This is a genomic window from Streptomyces sp. NPDC052040 (assembly GCF_044548405.1).
Lineage (GTDB): Bacteria > Actinomycetota > Actinomycetes > Streptomycetales > Streptomycetaceae > Streptomyces.
In genome coordinates this window covers 70,805-94,337 of record NZ_JBIUBV010000020.1, presented here as the reverse complement: position 1 = coordinate 94,337, position 23,533 = coordinate 70,805, and the positions used below count along the sequence as shown (strand labels likewise).

At 70.8% G+C, this 23,533-nt stretch carries 22 protein-coding genes and 2 pseudogenes; 10 read left to right on the top strand and 14 right to left on the bottom strand.

Translation table 11 applies throughout. From position 1 onward, the window contains the following. Positions 1-27: 27 nt before the first annotated feature. Complete coding sequence (gene serB / locus ACIHAA_RS28795) at positions 28-1,239, top strand: phosphoserine phosphatase SerB (protein WP_399822208.1); 1,212 nt, start codon at positions 28-30, stop codon at positions 1,237-1,239. A gap of 57 nt (positions 1,240-1,296) precedes the next feature. Here the strand turns inward: serB and ACIHAA_RS28790 are convergent, their stop codons facing one another. The 4 genes from ACIHAA_RS28790 to ACIHAA_RS28775 all read right to left on the bottom strand — a co-directional run bounded on the left by ACIHAA_RS28790 (position 1,297) and on the right by ACIHAA_RS28775 (position 3,975). Then, a complete protein-coding gene (locus ACIHAA_RS28790) occupies positions 1,297-1,815 on the bottom strand; it encodes a SixA phosphatase family protein (protein ID WP_399822206.1) in 519 nt (172 codons plus the stop codon). 135 nt (positions 1,816-1,950) lie between these two features. Further along, a complete protein-coding gene (locus ACIHAA_RS28785) occupies positions 1,951-2,115 on the bottom strand; it encodes a hypothetical protein (protein WP_399822204.1) in 165 nt (54 codons plus the stop codon). Positions 2,116-2,337: 222 nt separating this feature from the next. Then, positions 2,338-2,454 (bottom strand): SGM_5486 family transporter-associated protein, encoded by a 117-nt coding sequence (locus ACIHAA_RS28780; RefSeq protein WP_268256357.1) that lies wholly within the window; start codon positions 2,452-2,454, stop codon positions 2,338-2,340. 108 nt (positions 2,455-2,562) lie between these two features. Then, entirely contained in the window at positions 2,563-3,975 is a 1,413-nt protein-coding gene (locus tag ACIHAA_RS28775; RefSeq protein WP_399822203.1) for a CynX/NimT family MFS transporter, read from the bottom strand. Between the two features lie 100 nt (positions 3,976-4,075). Here ACIHAA_RS28775 and ACIHAA_RS28770 point away from each other — a divergent pair, with 100 nt between their 5' ends. Beyond that, on the top strand, positions 4,076-4,765 hold the full coding sequence (locus tag ACIHAA_RS28770) for a FadR/GntR family transcriptional regulator (protein WP_399822201.1): 690 nt from the start codon (positions 4,076-4,078) through the stop codon (positions 4,763-4,765). 95 nt (positions 4,766-4,860) lie between these two features. Here ACIHAA_RS28770 and fabI read toward each other — a convergent pair whose 3' ends face one another. After that, positions 4,861-5,628, bottom strand: coding sequence for an enoyl-ACP reductase FabI (gene fabI, locus ACIHAA_RS28765; protein ID WP_399822199.1), 768 nt, complete (start codon positions 5,626-5,628; stop codon positions 4,861-4,863). A gap of 5 nt (positions 5,629-5,633) precedes the next feature. After that, complete coding sequence (gene fabG / locus ACIHAA_RS28760) at positions 5,634-6,338, bottom strand: 3-oxoacyl-[acyl-carrier-protein] reductase (RefSeq protein WP_399822198.1); 705 nt, start codon at positions 6,336-6,338, stop codon at positions 5,634-5,636. Positions 6,339-6,708: 370 nt separating this feature from the next. Between fabG and ACIHAA_RS28755 the strand changes: the two genes are divergently transcribed. After that, the gene (locus tag ACIHAA_RS28755; RefSeq protein WP_399822196.1) at positions 6,709-8,235 is read left to right on the top strand and encodes a TldD/PmbA family protein; all 1,527 of its coding nucleotides are present in this window, start codon (positions 6,709-6,711) and stop codon (positions 8,233-8,235) included. A gap of 60 nt (positions 8,236-8,295) precedes the next feature. On the opposite strand, the gene ACIHAA_RS28750 is transcribed toward ACIHAA_RS28755, so the two are convergent. The 4 genes and pseudogenes from ACIHAA_RS28750 to ACIHAA_RS28735 form a co-directional block, all read right to left on the bottom strand. Next, positions 8,296-9,087: a site-specific integrase gene (locus ACIHAA_RS28750; protein WP_399822194.1), complete on the bottom strand. Its 792-nt coding sequence runs from the start codon at positions 9,085-9,087 to the stop codon at positions 8,296-8,298. After that, a pseudogene (locus tag ACIHAA_RS28745) lies at positions 9,006-10,044 on the bottom strand (replication initiator). Before ACIHAA_RS28745 ends, ACIHAA_RS28750 begins: the two are co-directional and overlap by 82 nt. A gap of 156 nt (positions 10,045-10,200) precedes the next feature. Beyond that, positions 10,201-10,482 carry a hypothetical protein gene (locus tag ACIHAA_RS28740; protein ID WP_399822192.1) on the bottom strand — a complete coding sequence of 94 codons (282 nt, stop codon included), beginning with the start codon at positions 10,480-10,482 and terminating at the stop codon, positions 10,201-10,203. 314 nt (positions 10,483-10,796) lie between these two features. Continuing rightward, the gene (locus ACIHAA_RS28735; protein WP_399822191.1) at positions 10,797-11,978 is read right to left on the bottom strand and encodes a helix-turn-helix domain-containing protein; all 1,182 of its coding nucleotides are present in this window, start codon (positions 11,976-11,978) and stop codon (positions 10,797-10,799) included. 340 nt (positions 11,979-12,318) lie between these two features. On the opposite strand from ACIHAA_RS28735, the pseudogene ACIHAA_RS28730 reads away from it, so the two are divergent. The 3 genes and pseudogenes from ACIHAA_RS28730 to tyrS form a co-directional block, all read left to right on the top strand. Then, positions 12,319-12,585: pseudogene (locus ACIHAA_RS28730) on the top strand (metallopeptidase TldD-related protein); the annotation flags it as partial. Then, positions 12,582-13,976: a metallopeptidase TldD-related protein gene (locus ACIHAA_RS28725; protein ID WP_399822189.1), complete on the top strand. Its 1,395-nt coding sequence runs from the start codon at positions 12,582-12,584 to the stop codon at positions 13,974-13,976. The pseudogene ACIHAA_RS28730 and the gene ACIHAA_RS28725, both read left to right, overlap by 4 nt. Before the next feature lie 57 nt (positions 13,977-14,033). Next, the gene (gene tyrS / locus ACIHAA_RS28720; RefSeq protein WP_399822187.1) at positions 14,034-15,302 is read left to right on the top strand and encodes a tyrosine--tRNA ligase; all 1,269 of its coding nucleotides are present in this window, start codon (positions 14,034-14,036) and stop codon (positions 15,300-15,302) included. 132 nt (positions 15,303-15,434) lie between these two features. On the opposite strand, the gene ACIHAA_RS28715 is transcribed toward tyrS, so the two are convergent. Beyond that, entirely contained in the window at positions 15,435-15,713 is a 279-nt protein-coding gene (locus tag ACIHAA_RS28715; protein WP_399822186.1) for a GlsB/YeaQ/YmgE family stress response membrane protein, read from the bottom strand. A 245-nt stretch (positions 15,714-15,958) separates the two neighbouring features. On the opposite strand from ACIHAA_RS28715, the gene ACIHAA_RS28710 reads away from it, so the two are divergent. Both ACIHAA_RS28710 and ACIHAA_RS28705 read left to right on the top strand, forming a co-directional pair. Then, positions 15,959-16,354 (top strand): DUF3099 domain-containing protein, encoded by a 396-nt coding sequence (locus tag ACIHAA_RS28710; RefSeq protein WP_399822184.1) that lies wholly within the window; start codon positions 15,959-15,961, stop codon positions 16,352-16,354. A 285-nt stretch (positions 16,355-16,639) separates the two neighbouring features. Further along, a complete protein-coding gene (locus ACIHAA_RS28705) occupies positions 16,640-16,876 on the top strand; it encodes a hypothetical protein (protein ID WP_399822244.1) in 237 nt (78 codons plus the stop codon). A gap of 29 nt (positions 16,877-16,905) precedes the next feature. Here the strand turns inward: ACIHAA_RS28705 and moaA are convergent, their stop codons facing one another. The 3 genes from moaA to ACIHAA_RS28690 all read right to left on the bottom strand — a co-directional run bounded on the left by moaA (position 16,906) and on the right by ACIHAA_RS28690 (position 20,017). Continuing rightward, positions 16,906-17,895, bottom strand: a complete 990-nt coding sequence (gene moaA, locus ACIHAA_RS28700; RefSeq protein WP_399822182.1) for a GTP 3',8-cyclase MoaA — start codon at positions 17,893-17,895, stop codon at positions 16,906-16,908. Between the two features lie 149 nt (positions 17,896-18,044). Beyond that, positions 18,045-19,664, bottom strand: coding sequence for a cation acetate symporter (locus ACIHAA_RS28695; protein WP_399822180.1), 1,620 nt, complete (start codon positions 19,662-19,664; stop codon positions 18,045-18,047). Then, positions 19,661-20,017 (bottom strand): DUF485 domain-containing protein, encoded by a 357-nt coding sequence (locus ACIHAA_RS28690; protein WP_399822178.1) that lies wholly within the window; start codon positions 20,015-20,017, stop codon positions 19,661-19,663. The genes ACIHAA_RS28695 and ACIHAA_RS28690 overlap by 4 nt, the downstream gene beginning before the upstream one ends. 305 nt (positions 20,018-20,322) lie before the next feature. Here ACIHAA_RS28690 and ACIHAA_RS28685 point away from each other — a divergent pair, with 305 nt between their 5' ends. Together ACIHAA_RS28685 and ACIHAA_RS28680 are read left to right on the top strand one after the other, a co-directional pair. Beyond that, positions 20,323-21,852 carry a S8 family serine peptidase gene (locus ACIHAA_RS28685; protein WP_399822176.1) on the top strand — a complete coding sequence of 510 codons (1,530 nt, stop codon included), beginning with the start codon at positions 20,323-20,325 and terminating at the stop codon, positions 21,850-21,852. A 101-nt stretch (positions 21,853-21,953) separates the two neighbouring features. Beyond that, positions 21,954-23,483 carry a S8 family serine peptidase gene (locus tag ACIHAA_RS28680; protein ID WP_399822175.1) on the top strand — a complete coding sequence of 510 codons (1,530 nt, stop codon included), beginning with the start codon at positions 21,954-21,956 and terminating at the stop codon, positions 23,481-23,483. Positions 23,484-23,533: the final 50 nt, after the last annotated feature.

Genomic DNA, 23,533 nt, shown 5'->3' with positions numbered 1-23,533 from the left:
CTGGGTGCCGGATACGGTGGAAACACCATGAGCGCTTCGCAGACCACCGACGCCCCCACGCTCCTTGTCAAGATCTTCGGCAAGGACCGGCCCGGCCTGACGGCCGGGCTGTTCGACACTCTGGCCGCGTACGGCGTCGACGTCGTCGACATCGAGCAGGTCGTCACCCGGGGCCGGATGGTGCTCTGCGCCCTGGTGACGATGCCCCCGTCCGGGCTGGAAGGGGATCTGCGGGCGACCGTCCACAGCTGGGCGGAGTCCATGAAGATGCAGGCGGAGATCATCTCCGGGACCGGCGACAACCGTCCGCGCGGTCTGGGCCGGTCCCTGGTCACCGTGCTCGGCCATCCGCTCACCGCCGAGTCGACGGCCGCCATCACCGCCCGTATCGCCGAAACCGGCGGCAACATCGACCGTGTCTTCCGGCTCGCGAAGTACCCCGTCACGGCCGTCGAGTTCGCCGTGTCCGGCGTGGAGACCGAACCGCTGCGCACCGCGCTGGTGACCGACGCCGCGGCACTCGGCGTCGACATCGCCGTGGTCGCGGCGGGTCTGCACCGGCGGGCCCAGCGTCTGGTCGTCATGGACGTGGACTCGACGCTCATCCAGGACGAGGTCATCGAGCTGTTCGCGGCGCACGCGGGCTGCGAGGCCGAGGTGGCCGGGGTGACGGCGGCCGCGATGCGCGGCGAGCTGGACTTCGAGCAGTCGCTGCACGCGCGGGTGGCCCTGCTGAAGGGGCTGGACGCGTCGGTGGTCGACAAGGTGCGCACCGAGGTGCGGCTCACCCCGGGCGCGCGCACGCTGATCCGTACGCTGAAACGACTCGGCTTCCAGGTGGGGGTCGTCTCCGGCGGCTTCACCCAGGTGACGGACGACCTCAGGGAGCGGCTCGGCCTGGACTTCGCGCAGGCCAACACGCTGGAGATCGTCGACGGGAAGCTGACCGGCCGGGTCGTCGGCGAGATCGTGGACCGGGCGGGCAAGGCGCGGCTGCTGCGCCGGTTCGCCGCGGAGGCGGGTGTGCCGCTGGCGCAGACCGTGGCGATCGGGGACGGGGCCAACGATCTCGACATGCTGAACGCGGCCGGGCTGGGCGTCGCCTTCAATGCCAAGCCGGTGGTCCGCGAGGCCGCGCACACCGCGGTGAACTTCCCCTTCCTGGACACCGTCCTGTATCTGCTCGGTGTCACCCGGGAAGAGGTCGAGGCGGCGGACATACACGACGACGTGCTCTGAGGCCTCCCCGGGGCCCGGCGCCGTCACCGGTGCCGGACCCCGCCGCCGTACGGGGGTCTACTCGCTCGGCGTCCAGTAGTCGGCCAGGGTGGCCGTGCCCGGTTCCAGGGACTTCCAGGAGCCGTCGAAGGAGAGCACGGCGAAGGCGGCGGCGGGGAAGCCGCGCCGCTCCAGCCGTTCGCGGGCCTCGGCCTCGGCCGATCCGGAGAGCACCTCGGTGAGGCCGTGGATGCCCGGATTGTGGCCGATCAGCACCACGTTCCGGACGTCGTCCGGCGTCTCGTTGAGCAGCGCGATCAGCTCGCCGGGCGAGGCGTCGTAGATCCGCTCCTCGTATGCGGTTTTCGGCCGGTGCGGAAGCTCCTGGACCGCGAGCTTCCAGGTCTCGCGGGTGCGCGTCGCGGTGGAGCAGAGGGCCAGGTCGAAGGGGATGCCGGTGTCGGCCAGCTTGCGGCCGGCGACGGGCGCGTCCTTGCGGCCCCGGTCTGCGAGAGGGCGCTCGTGGTCGGCCACCTGCGGCCAGTCGGCCTTCGCATGCCGGAGGAGGACAATCCTGCGGGGTTCTGCGGAGCTCATGGGTCCCAGCTTTGCATGAAACAGGCCAGGGAGCGCAGGGAGTTGACCATGGAGAAGATCCATCCGCGTCCGGACACCCGACCGAATCTCCCCCGGACGGGGGGCGCGATGCCGTCACCGGGCAGCCGAGCCGGATCATCGCGGGTGGTGGGTCATCGTCTGCTGGATCCGCTGGACGACATGGCCGAGCGCGGGGTCGCCGCCCGCCCGCGCGTCCACCGGATGGGACATCAGCGCCAGCAGCACCACGAAGGCCACCGTCGGCAGCGCGAGGGCCCACCAGGGCAGCCTCGTGTCCATCCCGCCCGGGGTCGCCGGGTGGGGCCGGGGGTGCGCAGGGGCCGGCATGGCTGCCTCCGTGGGTCTTCGGACGGTCCGCGGTCCGCCTTCGGGCGGCCACATCTCGACGTTAGGGATCCGGCGGCGCTGGGCCCATCCGGTGATCCACCCACTTGTCCCTGACACTCACCCCCTAGGGGATGCGGGGGACAGCCCCACCCCGGTACGGCCGGGGACCTCCCGTCAGGGGGAGGCGATGGTGGCGATCACGGCGATGATCACGAAAATGGCGAAGAACGTGCCGAAGACAAGCAGCATCTTCTTCTGGCCGTTCTGGGGATTCGGGTCGAGGACGGGCATACGGTCAGTTTCGCACCCCTCCCCCGCCCTGCCCCCGGCGGGGTCACCGCCGGGGCGGACCGCACCCACCTGTCCGGGGAGCACTCCGCCGTCCCGCCGGGACCGCGCTCAGCGCCCCGCCTCGTCCTCCACGGTCCGGTCGCGGCCCGCCAGGACGCCCACCGCGACCTGCGGGACCATCAGAGCCGCCATCAGGGCGAGCGGCAGTCCCCAGCCGCCGCTGTGCTGGTAGAGCACGCCGACCAGCAGCGGTCCCGGGATCGAGAGCAGATAGCCGGTGCTCTGGGCGAAGGCCGACAGCTTGGCCACGCCCGCGCCGGTCCGTGCCCGCATGCCCACCATGGTCAGGGCCAGCGGGAAGGCGCAGTTGGAGACGCCGAGCAGCAGCGCCCAGGCCCAGGCACCGGCCGCCGGGGCCCAGTACAGACCGGCGTACCCGGCCAGACCGCAGACGCCGAGCACCACCACGATGGGTCCCTGGTGCGGGAGCCGGGTGGCCAGCCGGGGGATGACGAAGGCGAGGGGCACGCCCATGGCCATGGTGACGGCGAGCAGCACTCCGGCCGTACTCGCGGACACCCCGGCGTCCCGGAAGATCTGCGCCATCCAGCCCATCGTGATGTAGGCGGCCGTGGCCTGGAGGCCGAAGAACACGGCCAGGGCCCAGGCGGTACGGCTCCGGGTGATCCGCAGTCCGTCGGCCTCCTCCCCGCCGGACGCGACCCGGCTGGACCCGCTCCCACGAGACCCCGCCGCCCCGCCGGGCGCCGCCACTCCACCGGACCCGTCCCCGCCGGTACCGGCGGCCAGGGCGCCCGGCGCGGCCTCGGAAGGGGCCCGCCGCCCCCGTACGAACGGAATCCACGGCAGCACGGCCGTCGCCGACAGTGCGGCCCAGACGGCGAGGCCCAGCTGCCAGCTGCCGCCCAGCGCGTCGGTCATCGGGACCGATATCGCCGCCGCGGCCGCGGTGCCGAGGGCCAGCGCCATCGAGTACAGGCCGGTCATCGGGCCCACCCGGTCCGGGAACCAGCGCTTGACGATCACCGGCATCAGGACGTTGCTGACGGCGACGCCCATCAGGGCGAGGGCGCTCGCGGCCAGGAAGCCCGCGGTGCTCCCGGCGTAGGGGCGGATCAGGAGTCCGGCGGTGATCGCCGCCATTCCGGCGCAGACCACGGCGGGCGGGCCGAAGCGGCGGGCCAGCCGGGGTGCCATGACACCGAAGACGGCGAAGCACAGCGGAGGGACGGAGGTCAGCAGTCCGGCGAGGCTGCCGCTCATGCCGAGACCGTCGCGCACCTCTTCGAGGAGGGCGCCGAGGCTGGTGATGGCGGGCCGCAGGTTGAGCGCGGTGAGGACGATGCCGACGACCAGCACCCGCGCGGTCCACGCGCGGGGGCCGGACGCAGCGCCCCCGGGCCTCGTCGCCGCGCCGCCGGGGGCGGGCGCGGAGTCCCGCAGTGCCGTGGAGGTGGGTGTCGGTGCGGACGTGGCCGTCCCGGTCTCGTCGGTTGCCATACCGCTCATCATAGAATGATGGGATGAATTGTTGTCCACTTCGGTTTCGTTACGCTCCGGATCCTCCGGCCCCTCGCCCGGGCCCGCACGAAGGACCGTCATGCCGCTGAGCCACCCCCGCCGATCCGCGCTGTCCGAACAGGTCATCGCCGAACTGCGGAGCCAGATCACCTCGGGCGAATGGCCGGTGGGCTCCCGCATCCCGACCGAGCCCGAGCTGGTCGACCAGCTCGGGGTCGCCCGGAACACGGTCCGCGAGGCCGTGCGCGCGCTCGCGCACAACGGTCTGCTGGACATCCGCCAGGGTTCGGGCACCTATGTCGCGGCGACCAGTGAGCTGGCGGGCGTGATGCACCGGCGGTTCGCGGACGCCGATCCCGGCCATATCGCCGAGCTGCGCTCCACCCTGGAGTCGGGGGCGGCCCGGCTGGCCGCCGAGCGGCGCACCGAGCGCGATCTCAAGCAGCTGGACGCGCTGCTGCTGCGCCGCGAGGAGGCCTGGGAGTCCGGAGACGCCGAGGCCTTCGTGACCATCGACGCCACCTTCCATCTGGCCGTGGTGGCCGCCTCCCACAACGACGTCATGCAGGCGATGTACGCGGACCTGGGCGAGGTGCTCCGGGACTGGCTGCGCGAGGACGTCGGCAAGGAGCTGACGCCGGAGACCTATATGGACCACACGCGGCTGGTGGACGCGATCCGCGCGGGTGACGCACCGGCGGCGGCAGCCGCGGCGGCGAGCTATCCCTTCGAGTGCCGTCCGGGCCGCTCCCGCAGCCGGGAGTCCTGAGAACGGGCGATGCCCCGCTTCCCCGCGCTCTTGCGGGAAACGGGGCATCGGCCGCGTAGGCCACCCGGTCGGGCCAGGGCCCGTGGGGCGACGGCTCAGGCGCCGATGGCGTGCAGACCGCCGTCCACGTGGATGATCTCGCCGGTGGTCTTCGGGAACCAGTCGCTCAGCAGGGCGACGATGCCGCGGCCGGCGGGCTCCGGGTCCTTCAGGTCCCACTCCAGCGGGGCGCGGCTGTCCCAGACGGCGGCCAGCTCGCTGAAGCCGGGGATGGACTTGGCGGCCATGGAGCCGATGGGGCCCGCGGAGACCAGGTTGCAGCGGATGTTCTGCTTGCCCAGGTCGCGCGCCATGTAGCGGCTGGTGGCCTCCAGGGCGGCCTTGGCCGGGCCCATCCAGTCGTACTGCGGCCAGGCGTACTGGGCGTCGAAGGTGAGACCGACGACCGAGCCGCCGTTCTGCATCAGCGGCAGGCAGGCCATGGTCAGCGACTTCAGGGAGTACGCCGAGACATGCATGGCGGTGGCCACGGACTCGAACGGGGTGTTGAGGAAGTTGCCGCCGAGGGCGTCCTGGGGGGCGAAGCCGATGGAGTGCACGACGCCGTCGAGACCGCCCAGCTCCTCGCCGACGATGTCGGCCAGGCGCCCGAGGTGCTCGTCGTTGGTGACGTCCAGCTCGATGACCTTGGTGGGCTTGGGGAGCTTCTTGGCGATGCGCTCGGTCAGCGTGGGCCGCGGGAAGGCGGTCAGGATGATCTCGGCGCCCTGCTCCTGGGCCAGCTTCGCGGCGTGGAAGGCGATGGAGGACTCCATCAGCACACCGGTGATCAGGACGCGCTTGCCCTCGAGAATTCCGCTCATGGTGATCAGTGACCCATTCCCAGTCCGCCGTCAACGGGGATGACGGCTCCAGTGATGTACGAGGCGTCGTCCGAGGCGAGGAACCTCACCGCGGCGGCCACCTCCTCGACCTGCGCGTACCGGCCGAGCGGCACCTGCGCCACGATGTTCGCGCGCTGCTCGTCGGTGAGCGCCTTGGTCATGTCGGTGTCGACGAAGCCGGGGGCGACGACATTGAAGGTGATGTTGCGGGAGCCCAGCTCGCGGGCGAGGGAGCGCGCGAAGCCCACCAGGGCGGCCTTGGAGGCGGCGTAGTTCGCCTGCCCCGCGGACCCGAGCAGCCCCACGACCGAGGAGACGAGGACGACACGGCCCTTCTTGGCGCGCAGCATGCCGCGGTTGGCGCGCTTGACGACGCGGAAGGTGCCGGTGAGGTTGGTGTCGACGACCGAGGTGAAGTCCTCCTCGGACATGCGCATCAGGAGCTGGTCCTTGGTGATGCCGGCGTTGGCGACGAGGATCTCGACCGGGCCGTGCTCGGCCTCGATCTCCTTGTAGGCCTGCTCCACCTGCTCGGTGTCGGTGATGTCGCACTTGACCGCGAGGAAGCCGGCCGGCGGCTCACCCGAGCGGTATGTGATCGCGACCTTGTCTCCGGCGTCGGCGAACGCGCGGGCGATGGCGAGGCCGATGCCCCGGTTGCCCCCAGTGACGAGAACCGAGCGGCTCAACGGATCACCCTTTCGATAACGGTCTGCACCCCTGTTGGACAGGCGCCTTCATCGAAAACCTATCGGTCCGGCCCGCCGCGCGGACAATCGGGCACCGACAGTGGCGCCGGGGAGTCGCTGTCGGATCCCTACAGAATCGATCGCCGTGGAGTGGGCGGGGAGCGAACGGGGACGGCCGCGGGGAGCGCGCCGGGACGGCCGTCGGAGGAAGTCGGAGGCGACGGCCCGGTCGCCGGGCGGCGGATGTGGTCCCCGCGGTCGTCCGCACGACATGATCGGATCCGACAGCCTCCGGCGGGGTCCGCGTGGCCCGACAAGGGTCCTGAAGGCTCCGCCGGGGGCCGACAGGCTCCGACAGCAGGGAGATCCCGTGCCGCATTCCATCGACGAAGCCTTCACGGCGCTGCCGCTGCGGGCCCTGGCCGACGCCGCGCTGGCCCGCGCACGGTCGCTGGGGGCCGCGCACGCGGACTTCCGCTTCGAGCGGGTGCGCAGCGCCGCTCTACGGTTGCGGGACGGCCGGCCCGCGGGGTCCTCGGACACCACGGACCTGGGGTACGCGGTACGGGTCGTGCACGGTGGGACCTGGGGTTTCGCCTCGGGTGTGGATCTGACGCAGGACGCCGCCGCCAAGGTCGCCTCGCAGGCCGTGGCGATGGCGAAGCTGTCCGCGCAGGTGATCCGGGCGGCCGGGTCCGAGGAGCGGGTGGAGCTGGCCGACGAGCCCGTGCACGCGGAGCGGACCTGGGTGTCGTCGTACGGGATCGATCCCTTCTCCGTGCCCGCCGAGGAGAAGACGGGGCTGCTGGCCGAGTGGAGCGCGCGGCTGCTCGGGGCGCGTGGCATCGACCACGCGGACGCCTCGCTGCTGACGGTCCACGAGAACAAGTTCTACGCCGACACCGCGGGGACCGTGACGACCCAGCAGCGGGTCCGGCTGCATCCGCAGCTCACCGCGGTCTCGGTCGACGAGTCCACCGGCGAGTTCGACTCGATGCGGACCCTGGCGCCGCCCGTGGGCCGAGGCTGGGAGTATCTGACGGGCACCGGCTGGGACTGGGACGCGGAGCTGGAGCGGATGCCCGAGCTGCTCGCGGAGAAGATGCGCGCGCCCGGCGTGGAGCCGGGGGTGTACGACCTGGTGGTCGACCCGTCGAACCTCTGGCTGACCATTCACGAGTCCATCGGGCACGCCACCGAGCTGGACCGGGCGCTGGGCTACGAGGCCGCGTACGCGGGCACCTCCTTCGCCACCTTCGACCGGCTGGGCACCCTGCGCTACGGCTCCGGGCTGATGAACGTCACGGGCGACCGCACCGCCGAGCACGGCCTCGCGACGATCGGCTACGACGACGAGGGCGTCGAGGCCCAGTCCTGGGACCTGGTGCGGGACGGCACCCTGGTCGGCTACCAGCTGGACCGGCGCATGGCCCGGCTGACCGGCTTCGAGCGGTCCAACGGCTGCGCCTACGCCGACTCCCCCGGGCATGTCCCCGTGCAGCGCATGGCCAATGTGTCGCTCCTGCCGGATCCGGCCGGGCTGTCCACCGAGGACCTGATCGGGGGCGTGGAGCGCGGCATCTATGTCGTCGGGGACCGCTCCTGGTCGATCGACATGCAGCGCTACAACTTCCAGTTTACGGGTCAGAGGGCATACATGATTCGGAACGGCCGCCTTGCGGGGCAGGTCAAAGACTTTGCATATCAGGGGGTCACCCCCGAGTTCTGGGGCTCCATGGACGCTGTCGGCGGCCCCCGGACCTACGTACTAGGAGGGGCCTTCAACTGTGGAAAGGCCCAGCCTGGGCAAGTCGCCTCCGTGTCGCACGGGTGCCCCTCAGCAATGTTTCGGAGTGTGAACATTCTGAATACTGCGAAGGAGTCCGGCCGTACCTGACGGGGCAGTCGTTCCGGCGCAAAGTCTGCACCAGGTCGACACGCGATCACAGTGATCCGCCTATGCCACGTCGTCCCAGTCCTGTACGTCGTCCTCGGAGGGGGTCAGCGAGGGCGGGACGATCAGACCTTTGAAGGGCTCCAGCTTCAGCCCCAGACGGTTGTGCATGGTCCGGGCGCCCCGGTCCATTGCCCGGCGGACGAGGTGCCCGTAGACCAACTCTGTCGTCCTGGTGGTCCGGTGCCCGACCCACGCCGCGATCTCGAAGAGCGGGATATCGGCGTGGATCGCTTCGGAGACGAAGAAGTGCCGGAAGCTCTTCGGGGTGTACTGAGGGGTCCCCGCCAGCTTGGCCGCCGCCTTGAACTGATCCAGGAACCAGTCATAGGACGGGTGGCGATCGTTCAGCCGAGGCGACTCGAAGAACCAGCCCCGGTCTCCCCAGGTCCCGAACGCGTCGATGTGATCGTTGAACATCTCGTTGATCGATTCAGGCACTGGCGTACGCCTCGCCTGATCGAATGTCCGGTGCTTCGTACCCCGTTTCACTCCGCGTCGATAGCCGGAGATCTCCTGACAGCCGTACGCCGAGACCTGGTGATCCACGACCAGGATGCTGCGCTCCCAGTCCATGGCTTCGTCAGCCAGGGCCAGAGACTCCCCCGGCCGCGTCCCACAACCCGCCATGGCCCAGAAACCGGCCCGGATGAGCTTTGGTGCTTCCGCAATGATCCCGAGCACCTCCTCCATGGTCGGGATATCGGCGTCGGTCACCGGCGTGAGTTGCTGCCCCGAAGTCCTTCGAGGGTTTGCCTTCTTGCACGGATTACGGCCGATGATCTCTGCCGCCACCGCGTAATTGAAGACCGACGAGAGGACGTTCCTACGCCCGTTGATGGGCTCATGACGTGGTCTTCTGCGATTCCGGCAGCGACCAGGGCCGCACCGACGGTGCAGCCGGAGCCGGCATAACGCCAGTTCGAGTCCGTGACGACGGCAGGACTGTCGGCCGGCTCCGTATCGCCGCGCCGGTACTCGGCCCGTTCCTCACGCAGGGCCGTGTACGTGGTGGAGTAGCGGCGGGATTTGGTGAGGATGTGACCCCGGTAGTCGAGCGTGTGAGCCCAGGAGCGCAACCGGAGGTGTTCCAGTTCCGGCAGGCCGCCCAGGCGCCAGCACGTAGCCATCAAGTCCCGCGCCGGTTTCGGCCGTTCCCTTGGAGACGTACTTGGCCACGTAGGCAGCGACCGCGTCATCGGTAGGTCCCTCGTCGTTGGCGAAGGGCCAGATCGGCCGTACAGCCAACTGTTTGCCGAGAAGGAGTTCGGTTCCGTAGACGTCGGACTCCGGGACGCGCACGTTCGCCGATGCGGCGGCCGTGTGTGCGGCGTCGGCGAGCACTTCGGCCGTGGCCCAGCCGGGGGAGGGGTCGCCTGGACCGGCCGGACCATCCAGGCGTACCACCCCGTGGAAGTGGATGGCTGCACGCTTCTGGTACTCGGCGACCTTGGCGAAGGACACCACCAGGTGCTCACGGAGCTTCGAGCGCGGGATGCCTGCGGCCGAGGCGAGGTGCCGCCGTACGGCCGTGGTGAAACGGTCCCACAGGCGTCCGGGGTACGCGTGCCACAGCACATGCGTCACGTGGTCGTAGCAGTCCGGCCACAGCGGACCCCCCAACACCGGGTCATCCTCTGTGTGCACCAGGCCGCAGCCGACCGGACGTCCGTGTTCGCACTCTCCGGCGTCCCGGCGCGGTCGGCATCGCTCACCATCGAGGAAGCGATGGACCGACCCGAATCGCCCCACGGCAGCTCCAGCCCAAAATCCTCTACGGTCGGCGGCGTGCCCACAGCGCGCCACACGCCCAGACGCCGGAAAGGCCCGTCCATGCGCCGCAGGGAGGCGCACAGACGGGGCAGCCGACTCGCTGAGCCTTGATTCGCCGTCCTCAGCGATCCGGGGTCATTCGTCCCCTGTCACACGGACATGATCGGACACAACACGGCCATCCGGCGCCGCCTCGACATGCGCAGGTGACGCCATCAGATGCGCCGCCACTTTCTGCACCACGTCAGCGTTCCACGTTCCCATAGCCACCATCGGACGCCCGTCCGGCGCCACACGTGGAGCCAGCCAGCCAAGATCCCTCCTCGGAATCCCGATCGCCAGCAATGCCTGGAACAGCGCCCCATGCGCGTCAGCAGCAGCTCGCTTGCTGCTCCTGTAGATCTCCATCGGGATCACTGCCCCGCCCCTTTCGATGCGCAGGCGGTGTGCCAGTAGGCCACGATCGGAGACGAGTCCCGGCGAGCCAGCATCCCCCGGCGGCAGCTCTCAAGACTCTTGATCAGCTTCCCGCACGACGGGCACGTCTCACCGCTCGGAGCGTAGGTCGTGTACTCCCACTGACGCGCGTCGGCATCAACCGTGGTCGTGCGCTCACGGACAACTGTCTCTGCTGCTCTACCTTGGGCGGTCATGCATATGACGCTACGTAACGGAAGGAACACACCTCAATGGCACTTTGATGAGGGGCCAGCCCGAAGTGCCACACCGAGTCACACCGGTACGCCGATCGCGTCAGCCAGGTCCCTCATCTCCGGCGTGAGGGTGCGCCGACGCGCGATCACTCGGCCGAAGATGTCCCGCGCATAGCGTTGGTTGGGCAGCCACTGTGGAGCGTCCGCGCGGATGCCCTGCAAGACCTCAACCGCCTTCGCGTAGTCACGCGAGCGGGCATGCGCCTCCGCCACGTCCAGAAGGTGGCGATTGCGGTTGTTGGAGGTGGGCCGCATACCGCTGGTCGGGATGCGCTTCGAGAGCTTGAGCACCAGATCAGGCTTGTCGACGATCATGGCATTCTCGGCCCGCTTCAGAGCCACCGTGACCGGCCCGAACGCCTGCAAGAAGTCGTCGCGCGGGGCGAACTCCCGCCCCATCGCGACCGCCGCCGAGTTGGCGTAGCGCAACGCGTCCTCCGCTTCCCCGGGCCGGTTGTCCCGGATCGCAGCAGCGGAGGCCCGCAGCAGCAGCCAGCCCCAGGCGCTCAGCTCCACCGGGGTCGCCCGCGAAATGCGAGGCTCGACATCATCCGCCCACCGAGTTGCCAGCTCTCGCGCCTCAGCGAGCCGACCGCGCCGCAGCAAGAGCCAGCACCGCGTGCTCACCGTGGCCGCCGCCTGTAGCCGATCGGACGACTCTTCCAGTGACCGGGACAGTGCGATGTCGGCCGCCTGGAACTGTCGAGTCTGTGTGAGCAGCCAGCCTGTGAGCTGCGAGAGCCGGACGCGTACGGCCCGCCCGTCCGGGCTGCTCTCGGCGATCAGATCAGCGTCCCGCAGCAGAGGCGGAAGGATCACACTCAGCTCTGCGAAGCGATCACCGGAGAAGAGCGGCAGGGCTGATTCCAGCGCGTCCCGCACACCGCCCACGGTCGGCTCTTCCGTCGGACCGTCCGCCCGTACCGGAGCGACGAGGGCACGCCGGACCCCCTCCCAGCAATCATCGGCGCCGGGTGCCGCCTCTCGCTCGTCCTCATGGTCCGCAATGAGGCTCGTTGTCGGGACCCTCAGGACCTGTGCCAGATGACGCGCAGTCTCCAGGCGTGTGTCAGCCCGTTCCCCTTGTTCGAGTTTCCGGATCAAGGACAGGGACACGCCGGACTCGCTCGCGAGCTGACGCTGAGTCAAACCGCGCCGCTTGCGTACGCCCTGAAGCCGCTTGCCAATGTCGGCACTCATACTTCGAGCGTACGGGGCCCGCCGTCCGTCCGGGCAGCCTTCACCGCTCGTCACTCCCACAGGCTGCCTTGTCGTGCGGCTGGAGAGTCTGAGGTCAGGGCGACATCCGCATCCCCAGTCCGGAGCACCGATGGCTAGCCTCTGATCCGATCTGGAGCCAGCCTCCGGGACCCGCGCCAGGCAGCCCCGAAGCGGGTCCCGGAGGTCGACACCAGGTCATCACCTGATCCCGTACAGTCCGGTTTCACCCCGTATGAAAAGGGATTGAGAGCAGACCGTGAATGATCGCCTGACCTGCACAAACGCCGATCAGAGAGGTATGCCCCCTGATCCTGCGGTGAACTTCCAGTTCACCGGGCAGCGGTTCTTCCGGATCGAGAACGGGCGGATCGCGGGCCAGCTGCGCGATGTCGCGTACCAGGCGACGACCACGGACTTCTGGGGTTCCATGACGGCCGTCGGCGGTCCGGGGGCCTATGTCCTCGGCGGCGCCTTCAACTGCGGCAAGGCACAGCCGGGGCAGGTCGCCGCGGTCTCGCACGGCTGCCCCTCGGTCCTGTTCCGCGGGGTCACCGTTCTCAACACCACGCAGGAGGCCGGCCGATGAGCGCCCGTACGAACAAGCCGCACGAGATCGTCGAGCGCGCCCTCGCGATGTCCCGCGCGGACGGCTGCGTGGTCCTCGCCGACGAGCACTCCACGGCCAATCTCCGCTGGGCGGGCAACGCGCTGACCACGAACGGGGTCACCCGCGGGCGCACCCTCACCGTGGTGGCGGCCGTGGACGGGGCCGAGGGCACGGCCTCCGGGGTGGTCTCCCGCTCGGCGGTCACCGCCGGTGAGCTGGAGTCGCTGGTGCGGGCCGCGGAGGCAGCGGCGCGTGCCGCGGGTCCCGCCGAGGACGCCCGGCCGCTGGTGACGGGGGTGCCGGAGTCCCCGGACTTCGCGGATCCGCCGGCCGAGACCTCGTCCTCGGTGTTCGCGGACTTCGCGCCCGCGCTCGGCGAGTCCTTCGCCCGGGCGCGGGCGGGCGGCCGCGAGCTGTACGGCTTCGCCAACCACGAGCTGGTCTCGACCTATGTGGGCACCTCGGCCGGGCTGCGGCTGCGCCACGACCAGCCGAGCGGCACGCTGGAGCTGAACGCCAAGTCCCCGGACCGGACGCGGTCGGCCTGGGCGGGGCAGTCGACCCGGGACTTCAAGGACGTGGACCCGGCGGCCATGGACGCCGAGCTGGCGCGGCGGCTGGGCTGGGCGGAGCGCAGGGTCGCGCTGCCCGCGGGCCGCTACGAGACCCTGCTGCCGCCCACCGCGGTCGCGGATCTGCTGATCTACCAGATGTGGTCGGCGGCGGCCCGGGACGCGGCCGAGGGCCGCACGGTCTTCAGCCGACCCGGCGGCGGTACCCGCGTGGGCGAGCGGCTGGCCGGGCTGCCGCTGACCCTGCGCAGCGATCCGCACGCCCCCGGTCTGGAGACCGCGCCCTTTGTGATCGCGCACTCCTCCGGTGACGACGCGTCGGTGTTCGACAACGGGCTGCCGCTGACGGCCACGGAGTGGATCGCCGACGGGGAGCTGAAGCGGCTGACGACCACCCGGCACAGCGCGGCCCTGACCGGTCTTCCGCTCGCTCCCCCGGTCGGGAACCTGATCCTGGACGGCGGCGCCGACCGCTCCCTGGAGGAGATGGTCGCGGGGACCCGGCGGGGGCTGCTGCTGACCTGCCTCTGGTACATCCGCGAGGTCGACCCGGCGACGCTGCTGCTCACCGGCCTGACCCGGGACGGGGTGTATCTGGTGGAGGACGGCGAGGTCACCGGGGAGGTCAACAACTTCCGCTTCAACGAGTCCCCGGTCGGTGTGCTGGGCCGGGCGGTGGAGGCCGGGCGCACGGAAAAGACGCTGCCGCGGGAGTGGAGCGACTGGTTCACTAGAGCGGCGATGCCCGCGCTGCGGGTGCCGGACTTCAATATGAGCTCTGTCAGCCAGGGCGTATAACCTCGTAGCCGGTGGTCGTTCGACCGCCGCTGGGTCGTTCAAGGAGATACGAGAACCGTGACGGACATCGTCGACGAGCTGAAGTGGCGCGGGCTCATGGCCCTCTCCACGGACGAGGACGCATTGCGCAAGGCGTTCGCGGACGGTCCCGTCACGTTCTATTGCGGCTTCGACCCGACAGCGCCCAGCCTGCACCTCGGGAATCTGGTGCAGATCCTGACGATGCGCCGGATCCAGCTGGCGGGCAACCGCCCGCTGGGCCTGGTCGGCGGGGCCACGGGCCTGATCGGCGACCCGAAGCCGACGGCGGAGCGCACGCTCAACGACCCCGAGGTGGTGGCGGCCTGGGTGGCGCGGCTGCGCGGCCAGATCGAGCGGTTCCTCGACTTCGAGGGGCCGCACGCCGCGACCATGGTCAACAACCTGGACTGGACCCAGGGCCTGTCGGCCATCGGCTTCCTGCGGGACATCGGCAAGCACTTCCGGGTCAACAAGATGATCTCGAAGGAGGCCGTCTCGCGGCGGCTGCACTCGGACGCGGGCATCAGCTACACCGAGTTCAGCTACCAGATCCTCCAGGGCATGGACTTCCTGGAGCTGTACCGCAGGTACGGGTGCACGCTCCAGACCGGCGGCAGCGACCAGTGGGGCAATCTGACGGCGGGCGCCGACCTGATCCACAAGGTGGAGCCGCACGCCGGGGTGCACGCGCTGGCCACCCCGCTGATCACCAAGGCCGACGGCACCAAGTTCGGCAAGACGGAGTCCGGCACGGTCTGGCTGGACCCCGAGCTGACCACCCCGTACGCCTTCTACCAGTTCTGGCTGAACGCCGACGACCGGGACGTCTCCAAGTTCCTGCGTATCTTCAGCTTCCGCTCCCGTGCGGAGATCGAGGAGCTGGAGCAGCAGACGGAGGAGCGTCCGCAGGCCCGTGCCGCACAGCGCGCGCTCGCCGAGGAGCTGACCACGCTGGTGCACGGCGCCGACCAGACGGCCGCCGTGATCGCCGCGTCCAAGGCGCTCTTCGGCCAGGGCGAGCTGAATGACCTGGACGCCGGGACGCTGGCCGCGGCCCTGTCCGAGGTGCCGCATGTGCGGGTCGCCGAGCTCCAGCCGGTGGTGGACCTGTTCGCCGAGGTGGGCCTGGTGGCGAGCAAGTCGGCCGCGCGTCGCACGGTGAAGGAGGGCGGCGCCTACGTGAACAACGCGAAGGTCACCGCCGAGGACGCGGTGCCCGCCCGGGAGGATCTGCTGCACGGGCGCTGGCTGGTGCTGCGCCGCGGCAAGAAGAATCTGGCAGCGGTCGAGGTCACGGGCGACTGAGCGGTCCCGCCGCCCGCGGGACGGGCGTTCCCGCCGCCCGTTGGGCGGGCGCGCGGGCGTACGGCAGTGAAGCAGGGGGCGTTCCCGTCGAGGGGGCGCCCCCTGGCCGTCGGAACCGGGCTCCCGCCCGGGTCAGACTCTCGCCCGGTCCCTGCCTCGTGTCGACATGTAGATCATCTCGCCCAGGAAGACCAGCACGACCGCGGCGGCCAGCTGGAGGCCGTGGCGGCCCCAGTCGATGCCCCGGGTCTCCGCGATCCCGATGGAGCGGGCGATGGCGTTGCCGACGATGCCGCCGATCATGCCCATGATGGTGGTCAGCCAGAGCGGGCTGTGCTGCTTGCCCGGCAGGATGAGCTTGGCCAGCAGCCCCAGAATGAATCCGACGATGATCGCCCACAACCAGCCCATGGCTGCCTCCTCGTACGGCTCGACGCGAGCGGTACGCCCAGTCTCGGGCGGTCCGCCATACGGCGCACGTCGGGTGCATCCGTACGCGCGAGTCCCCTCCGGATGCGCCCCCGGCGGGGACGGCCCCGGTCTCGGCGCGGGCGCGGGTGCGGCGTAACGTGGTGGGTGTTCGGGCTCGGCCCCTGACCGGGTAGGTATCAGGTACGGGCCGGGGAGAGTCCGAGTCAGGCGGGTGGTGGTGTGTGATGCGCAAGCGGCACAGCGGGGAGCAGGCCCAGGTGTTCCGGATCACCGGCGCCCGGCAGGGCCTCGCGGACGATGTGCGCGGCAGGCAGCGGCGCTATGTCATTTCCATGAGCATCCGCACGGTGTCGGTGATCCTGGCCGCCACCCTGTGGAACGTGGAGCGGCCGGTCGCGATCGTCGCACTGGTCCTCGGAGGGGTCCTGCCCTATGTCGCGGTGGTCATCGCGAACGCGGGCCGGGAGAACGCGCCGTCCCTGCCGTCGTCCTTCCTCCATGTGCCGGTGCGCCCGATGATCACACCGCCCGCCACGGAGGAGCGAACGGATTCGGTCCCCCGGGACGGGGCGGCCAACACCCCCTCGGGGGCCCGGGAGGAACCGCGCGAACGGGCCTGAGCAGGCCGGGTGCGGGAGGCGGAATACGGCCCGTCGTGAACCTCAGGAAAAGCTCAGGACAATCATGTTGTTCCGGTGCCGGGCGCCGGGTTACCCGTGACATACTTCGTACGCGCTCCGCATCCCCCGTCGGAGCGAAAGACCGACGCCGGGCAGCTCCCCCCGTGGCTGCTCGGCGTCGCCTTTTGGCACCCCCGTACTGAATCGTGTCGACCGGACATCGACCGGGCATACGGAGACCGGCTCGTGGAGTGCGGGCGGATGCGCGCTAGGGTCGGGCCTGTGATGCTCCCCGACCCCGATGCACCGATCTGCTCCGCCAAGGGCTGCCGCGCCGCCGCCGTGTGGGTGCTCGCCTGGAACAACCCGAAGCTGCACACTCCCGAGCGCCGCAAGACCTGGCTGGCATGCGAGGAGCACCGTGAGCATCTGTCCCAGTTCCTGAGTGTGCGGGGCTTCCTCAAGGACGTCGTGACGCTGGCGGAGTGGGAGTCCACCGCACCGGGGCCGTCGGCGGGCTGACCGCGGCGGGGCCCGGCGGGCGGTGGGGCTCAGCCGCCGATCGCGGACATCGGCCGCTCCGGTTGCAGGAACGAGGGGTCGTCCAGTCCCGAGCCCGCCTTCTTGCCCCACATCGCGTGCCGCCAGATCCGGGCGATCTCCTCGTCGGGCGCCCCGGAGCGCAGCGCCCCGCGCAGATCGGTCTCCTCGGTGGCGAACAGGCAGGTGCGTATCTGTCCGTCGGCCGTCAGCCGGGTGCGGTCGCAGGCGGCGCAGAAGGGGCGGGTGACCGAGGCGATCACACCGACGCGGTGCGGGCCGCCGTCGACGAGCCAGCGCTCGGCCGGGGCGGAGCCCCGCTCCCCCGCGTCCTCGGGGGTCAGCTCGAAGCGGGTGCGCAGCGAGGCGAGGATGTCCGCGGCGGTGACCATGCCCTCGCGCTTCCAGCCGTGCTGGGCGTCCAGGGGCATCTGTTCGATGAAGCGCAGCTCGTAGCCGTGGTGGACCGCCCAGTCGAGGAGGTCGGGGGCCTCGTCCTCGTTGAGCCCCGGCATCAGCACGGTGTTGACCTTGACGGGGGTGAGGTCCGCGTCGTGCGCGGCGCGGAGGCCGTCGAGGACGTCGTGGTGGCGGTCCCGGCGGGTGAGTGTCTTGAAGACGTCGGGGCGCAGGGTGTCCAGGGAGACGTTCACCCGGTCCAGGCCCGCCGCCTTCAGGGCAGTGGCCGTGCGCCGGAGGCCGATCCCGTTGGTGGTCAGGGACAGCTGGGGCCGGGGGGTGAGGGCGGCGGCCCGCTCCACGATGCCGACCAGTCCGGGGCGCAGCAGCGGCTCGCCCCCGGTGAAGCGGACCTCCTCGATACCGAGGGAGGTGACCGCGATGCCGATCAGGCGGACAATCTCGTCGTCCGTCAGCAGATCGGGTTTGGCGAGCCAGCTCAGGCCCTCCTCGGGCATGCAGTAGGCGCAGCGCAGATTGCACCGGTCGGTCAGCGAGACTCTCAGGTCGGTGGCCACCCGGCCGTAGGTGTCGATGAGCACGTGGGCCCCCTCCCTCGTCGCGGATCACTGTTCCGTCATCTGCGAGCCTACGTGACGGCACCGACAGCGGCAGCGGCCCGATCCCACGAGGTGTGCGGCGGCCGCGTCGTAGCTCCCTACGATCCGTGCGGCGCGGCCGCCGCGGGGGGTCAGTGGGCTCCGGTGCCGGTGAGGGACCGCACCTCCAGTTCCGCGTACTTGCCGGGGTCCGGCTGTTCCCGGGACAGGAGGGTGCCGAGCCAGCCCAGCAGGAACCCGGCCGGGATGGAGATGATGCCGGGGTTCTCCAGCGGGAACCACTGGAAGTCGGCGTGCGGGAACATCGAGGTCGCCCGTCCGGAGACCACCGGTGAGAACAGCACCAGGCCGACGGCGGTCACCAGGCGGCCGTAGATCGACCACAGGGCGCCCGCGGTGGTGAAGCGCTTCCAGAAGAGGCTGTAGAGGAGCGTGGGCAGGTTGGCCGAGGCGGCGACCGCGAAGGCGAGGGCGACCAGGCCCGCGACGTTCAGGTCCCGGGCGAGGGCGCCGAGGGCGATGGAGACGGCGCCGATGGCGACCGTCGCCCAGCGGGCCGCCGCCATCTCCTGCTTCTCGTCGGCCTGTCCCTTCTTGATGACGTTGGCGTAGATGTCGTGGGCGAAGGACGAGGAGGAGGCGAGGGTCAGTCCCGCGACCACCGCGAGGATGGTGGCGAAGGCGACCGCCGAGATGGAGGCGAGCAGGATCGCGCCCCAGTCGGAGTCGGTGCCTCCCAGGTGCAGGGCGAGCAGGGGGGCCGCCGTGTTGCCCGCCTTGTTGGAGGCGGTGATCTCGTCCGGCTTGATCAGGGCGGCGGCGCCGAAGCCGAGGGCGAGGGTCATCAGATAGAAGGCGCCGATGAGGCCGATGGCCCAGTTCACGGACTTCCGGGCGGCCTTGGCGGTGGGCACGGTGTAGAAGCGGATGAGGATGTGGGGCAGGCCCGCGGTGCCGAGGACCAGGGCGATGCCCAGGGAGAGGAAGTCCAGCTTGCTGGTGCCGGTGGCGCCGTACTTCAGTCCGGGCTCCAGGAAGGCCGAGCCCTTGCCGCTGTTGCTCGCGGCCCGGCCGAGCAGGTCCGAGAGGTTGAAGTGGAACTTCAGCAGGACCAGGAAGGTCAGCAGCAGGGCGCCCGCGATCAGCAGGACGGCCTTGACCATCTGCACCCAGGTGGTGCCCTTCATCCCGCCGACGGTGACGTAGACGATCATCAGCAGGCCGACCAGGGCGACGATGCCGACCTTGCCCGCGTCGCTGGTGATGCCGAGGAGCAGGGAGACCAGGACGCCCGCGCCCGCCATCTGGGCCAGCAGATAGAAGATCGACACCACGATGGTGGAGGTCCCGGCCGCGGTGCGGACCGGGCGCTGGCGCATGCGGTGGGCAAGGACGTCGCCCATCGTGTAGCGGCCGGTGTTGCGCAGCGGCTCGGCGACGAGCAGCAGGGCGACCAGCCAGGCGACCAGGAAGCCGATGGAGTACAGGAAGCCGTCGTAGCCGAAGAGGGCGATGGCGCCCGCGATGCCGAGGAAGGAGGCGGCGGACATGTAGTCGCCGGAGACGGCGAGTCCGTTCTGGAAGGCGGTGAACTGACGGCCGCCCGCGTAGAAGTCGGCGGCACTGCGGGTCTGGCGGCCCGCCCACACGGTGATGACCAGGGTGGCCGCGACGAACACCGCGAACAGCGTGATGATCAGCGGCCGGTGCTCGGTCGCCGCGCTGGCGGCCAGCTGGAGGTGCGGGCTCATGCGCCGCCCTCCATCCGGGACTTGATGGCCTCGGCTCTGGGGTCGAGCCGGGTGGCGGCGCGGCGCGCGTACCACCAGGCGATCAGGAAGGTGGTCAGGAACTGGGCGAGGCCGAGCACCAGGGCGACATTGACGTTGCCGAGGAGCTTGGTGCCCATGAAGCCGCCCGCATAGTTCGACAGCAGGACGTAGAGCAGGTACCAGGCGATGAACGCCGCGGTCAGCGGGAAGGCGAACGAGCGGTGGGAGCGGCGCAGTTCGCCGAATTCGGCGCTCTGCTGGACCGCGATGTACGCGTCGGCGGGCGGAAGGCCCCTTCCGGTCTCGGCGGGGGAAGGTGCGTCGGTGGCCACGGTTGTCTCCTCGCGATGGGGCCATGGGCAGCCTGAAGTGACGTGAGTCACATCACTGGGTGCGACGGTAGCGCTCCGGCAAGTGATCCAACAGGGGGCGGCGGAGTCTTCGCACCCCCGCCCGAGGGATGGGCGCGAAATGGGTCCCCGTTCAACCGCCTTGGTCTCCTTTTTACGTGATCGCTCGGAAGTCATTGCCGTCCGCCCCGGGCGGCGGATAGCGTCGCCCTGCACCACCCGTCATGTACCTGCCGGGATGCTGCCGCGTTCCGGCTCGTTCTGTTTCCGGATGATGTGGAGTTTCCATGTCTCATCTGCGCTCCAGACGCCGGCTCGCGCTCGTCGTGCCGCTCGTGCTGTCGCTCACCGCCTCTCTGGGCTTTCTGCCCGGTACCGCCTCGGCCGCCCCTCGCGCCCGTGCCGCGGCCGCCACCGCGGAGGGGCCCGGACTCGCCTATCTGGTCAACACCCGGACGGACCGCCGCACCCTCGCCTCGGTGCGGAAGGCGGTCACCGCGGCCGACGGCACGGTCGTGGCGGCGTACGACCGGATCGGCGTGCTCGTCGCCCACTCCGCGAACCCGGACTTCGCCCGCACCCTGCGCGGCGTCCGCGGGGTGCAGTCCGCGGGCGCGAGCCGGACCGCCCCGCTGACCCCCGCGGGCACCACGGACGAGGGCGCGGCCCAGTACCTGACGAAGGCTCAGGCGTCCCGGATCGCCGGCGCCTCGGCGGCCGCGGGCGAGAGCGAGCCGCTGGAGGCCGACCAGTGGGACCTGCGGGCGATCGGCGCCGACCGGGCCGCGCAGACCAACCCGGGCAGCCGCAGGGTCACGGTCGCCGTCATCGACACCGGGGTCGACGACACCCACCCCGACCTCGCGCCGAACTTCTCCGCCGCGCAGTCCGCGAGCTGTGTCGGCGGCACGGCGGACACCTCCTACGGCGCCTGGCGCCCCGCCACCCCCGAGGCGTACCACGGCACGCATGTCGCGGGTGAGATCGCGGCGGCCCGCAACGGCGTCGGGGTCGCCGGGGTCGCACCGAACGTCAGGGTCTCCGCCGTCAAGGTGGCCGACCCGGTCAGCGGGCTCTTCTACCCGGAGAGCGTCGTCTGCGCGTTCGTCTTCGCCGCCGACCACGGCGTGCAGATCACCAACAACAGCTACTACGTCGACCCCTGGCTCTACAACTGCCTGGACGACCCGGACCAGCGGGCCATCGTCGACGCCCTCGACCGGGCCCAGCGGTACGCCCAGCGCAGGGGCACCCTCAGCATCGCCTCGGCGGGCAACTCCAACCACGACCTGGACTCCCACGCGCTGGTGGACACCTCCAGCCCCGACGACTCCACCCCGGCGACCCGCACGGTCGACCCCCACCGGTGCCTCGATGTGCCGACCCAGCTGCCCGGCGTGGTCACGGTCGCCGCGACCGGAGTCGCGAACGCCAAGTCCTACTACTCCAGTTACGGCGACGGCGTGATCGACGTGGCGGCGCCCGGCGGCGACAAGTACCAGATCCCGGCCACCCCGTCGGGGAACGGCCGCATCCTCTCCACCATGCCGGGCGGTCAGTACGGCTTCCTCCAGGGCACCTCGATGGCCTCGCCGCATGTCGCGGGCGTGGCAGCGCTGCTGAAGTCGGCGCATCCGCGGGCGACCCCCGAGCAGTTGACGGCCCTGCTCCGAGCGCAGGCCGACAACCCGGGCTGCCCGGCCGGGCCCTACGACGGCGACGGCGACGGAGTCGTGGACGCCGTCTGCGCGGGCGGCAAGCACATCAACGGGTTCTACGGCTTCGGCGTGGTCGACGCGCTGCGCGCGGTCAAGTGACCGCCCGGACCGGTCCCCTGGTCGACCGACCGCCCGGACCGTCCTCTTGCACTTCCGCACGGCTCGCAGCCGGAATCGGATACGAACGGGAGTCCTCCACCATGACAGCGCCGCGCACCCGCGCCCGCCGCCTGCTCGCCGTCCCGCTCGGGACGGCCATGGCCTGTGCCCTCGCCCTCCTGCCCCAGGCCACCGCCTCGGCGGCCCCGGCCGCCCCGGTGGCCGCCACGGCCACCACCGCGGACACCACCTCGCTGAGCTATGTCGTGAACATCCGCCCCGGGCGGGACACCTCCGCCCGGGTGAAGCGGGCCATCGCCGACGCGGGCGGCACGATCGTGATCGCCTACGACCGGATCGGCGTGATCGTCGCCCACTCCCCGAACCCGGACTTCGCCCGCACCCTGCGCACGGTCCGCGAGGTGCAGTCGGCGGGGGCCACCCGCAACGCGCCGCTGCCCGCGCAGTCGACCACCGACGTCGGCACCCCGAAGGTGCTCACCGCCCAGGAGGCCGCCCGGGCCAAGGCGGCCGACGGACAGGACCCGCTGGAGCCCCTCCAGTGGGACCTGCCGGCCATCAAGGCGGACAAGGCGCACCAGAAGACGCTGGGCAGCCGCAAGGTCACGGTCGCCGTCATCGACACGGGCGTGGACGACACCCACCCCGACATCGCCCCGAACTTCGACCGCCGGGCGTCCGTCAACTGTGTGTCGGGCAAGCCGGACACGGCCGACGGGGCCTGGCGGCCGGGCACGGGGGAGAGCCCGCACGGTACCCATGTGGCCGGGGAGATCGCGGCCGCCAAGAACGGCGTCGGCATCACCGGTGTCGCGCCCGGCGTCCGGGTCGCCGGGATCAAGGTGGCCACGACCGCGGGCTTCTTCTACACCGAGGCCGTGGTGTGCGGCTTCGTCTGGGCTGCCGAGCACCACGTGGACGTGACCAACAACAGCTATTACACCGACCCCTGGTACTTCAACTGCACCGGCGACCCGGACCAGAAGGCGCTGGTGGACGCCATCACCCGGGCCTCGCGGTACGCGGAGCGCAAGGGCACGGTCAATGTCGCCGCGGCGGGCAACGAGAGCTTCGACCTCGACGCGCGCTCCCTCACCGACCCGGCTTCCCCCAATGACGGCACCCCCGCCGACCGGGTGGTCGACCCGCACCGCTGCTTCGACATCCCGACCCAGCTGCCCGGGGTGGTGACCGTCGCCTCGACCGGTGCGAAGGGCCTGAAGTCCTCCTTCTCCAACTACGGTCTCGGCGTCATCGACGTGGCCGCGCCCGGCGGCGACTCCACCGCCTACCAGACCCCCGCCCCGCCCGCGGTCAGCGGTCTGATCCTCGGCCCGCTGCCCGGCGGCACCTGGGGCTACATGGCGGGCACCTCGATGGCGACCCCGCATGTCGCGGGCGTGGCCGCCCTCATCAAGTCGACGCATCCGCACGCCTCCGCCGCCCTGGTGAAGGCCCTGCTGTACGCCGAGGCCGACGCCACCGCGTGCCCGGATCCCTACGACATCGACGGGGACGGCACGGCCGACGCGGTGTGCAAGGGCTCGGTGGACCGCAACGGGTTCTACGGGTGGGGCGTCGTGAACGCCTGGAAGGCCGTGACCCGCTAGCCGGGCCAACGGCGGTGCACCGGCGGGGGGTTGGGTCGCGGCCCGGCCCC

What these genes read in the sequence shown, in the direction of transcription:
- serB (WP_399822208.1), top strand. Translation starts at nt 28, where the DNA reads ATGAGCGCTTCGCAGACCACCGACGCCCCCACGCTCCTTGTCAAGATC.
- ACIHAA_RS28790 (WP_399822206.1), bottom strand. Translation starts at nt 1,815, where the DNA reads ATGAGCTCCGCAGAACCCCGCAGGATTGTCCTCCTCCGGCATGCGAAG.
- ACIHAA_RS28785 (WP_399822204.1), bottom strand. Translation starts at nt 2,115, where the DNA reads ATGGACACGAGGCTGCCCTGGTGGGCCCTCGCGCTGCCGACGGTGGCC.
- ACIHAA_RS28780 (WP_268256357.1), bottom strand. Translation starts at nt 2,454, where the DNA reads ATGCCCGTCCTCGACCCGAATCCCCAGAACGGCCAGAAGAAGATGCTG.
- ACIHAA_RS28775 (WP_399822203.1), bottom strand. Translation starts at nt 3,975, where the DNA reads ATGGCAACCGACGAGACCGGGACGGCCACGTCCGCACCGACACCCACC.
- ACIHAA_RS28770 (WP_399822201.1), top strand. Translation starts at nt 4,076, where the DNA reads ATGCCGCTGAGCCACCCCCGCCGATCCGCGCTGTCCGAACAGGTCATC.
- fabI (WP_399822199.1), bottom strand. Translation starts at nt 5,628, where the DNA reads ATGAGCGGAATTCTCGAGGGCAAGCGCGTCCTGATCACCGGTGTGCTG.
- ACIHAA_RS28735 (WP_399822191.1), bottom strand. Translation starts at nt 11,978, where the DNA reads ATGAGTGCCGACATTGGCAAGCGGCTTCAGGGCGTACGCAAGCGGCGC.
- ACIHAA_RS28725 (WP_399822189.1), top strand. Translation starts at nt 12,582, where the DNA reads ATGAGCGCCCGTACGAACAAGCCGCACGAGATCGTCGAGCGCGCCCTC.
- ACIHAA_RS28715 (WP_399822186.1), bottom strand. Translation starts at nt 15,713, where the DNA reads ATGGGCTGGTTGTGGGCGATCATCGTCGGATTCATTCTGGGGCTGCTG.
- ACIHAA_RS28710 (WP_399822184.1), top strand. Translation starts at nt 15,959, where the DNA reads ATGCGCAAGCGGCACAGCGGGGAGCAGGCCCAGGTGTTCCGGATCACC.
- ACIHAA_RS28705 (WP_399822244.1), top strand. Translation starts at nt 16,640, where the DNA reads ATGCTCCCCGACCCCGATGCACCGATCTGCTCCGCCAAGGGCTGCCGC.
- ACIHAA_RS28695 (WP_399822180.1), bottom strand. Translation starts at nt 19,664, where the DNA reads ATGAGCCCGCACCTCCAGCTGGCCGCCAGCGCGGCGACCGAGCACCGG.
- ACIHAA_RS28685 (WP_399822176.1), top strand. Translation starts at nt 20,323, where the DNA reads ATGTCTCATCTGCGCTCCAGACGCCGGCTCGCGCTCGTCGTGCCGCTC.
- ACIHAA_RS28680 (WP_399822175.1), top strand. Translation starts at nt 21,954, where the DNA reads ATGACAGCGCCGCGCACCCGCGCCCGCCGCCTGCTCGCCGTCCCGCTC.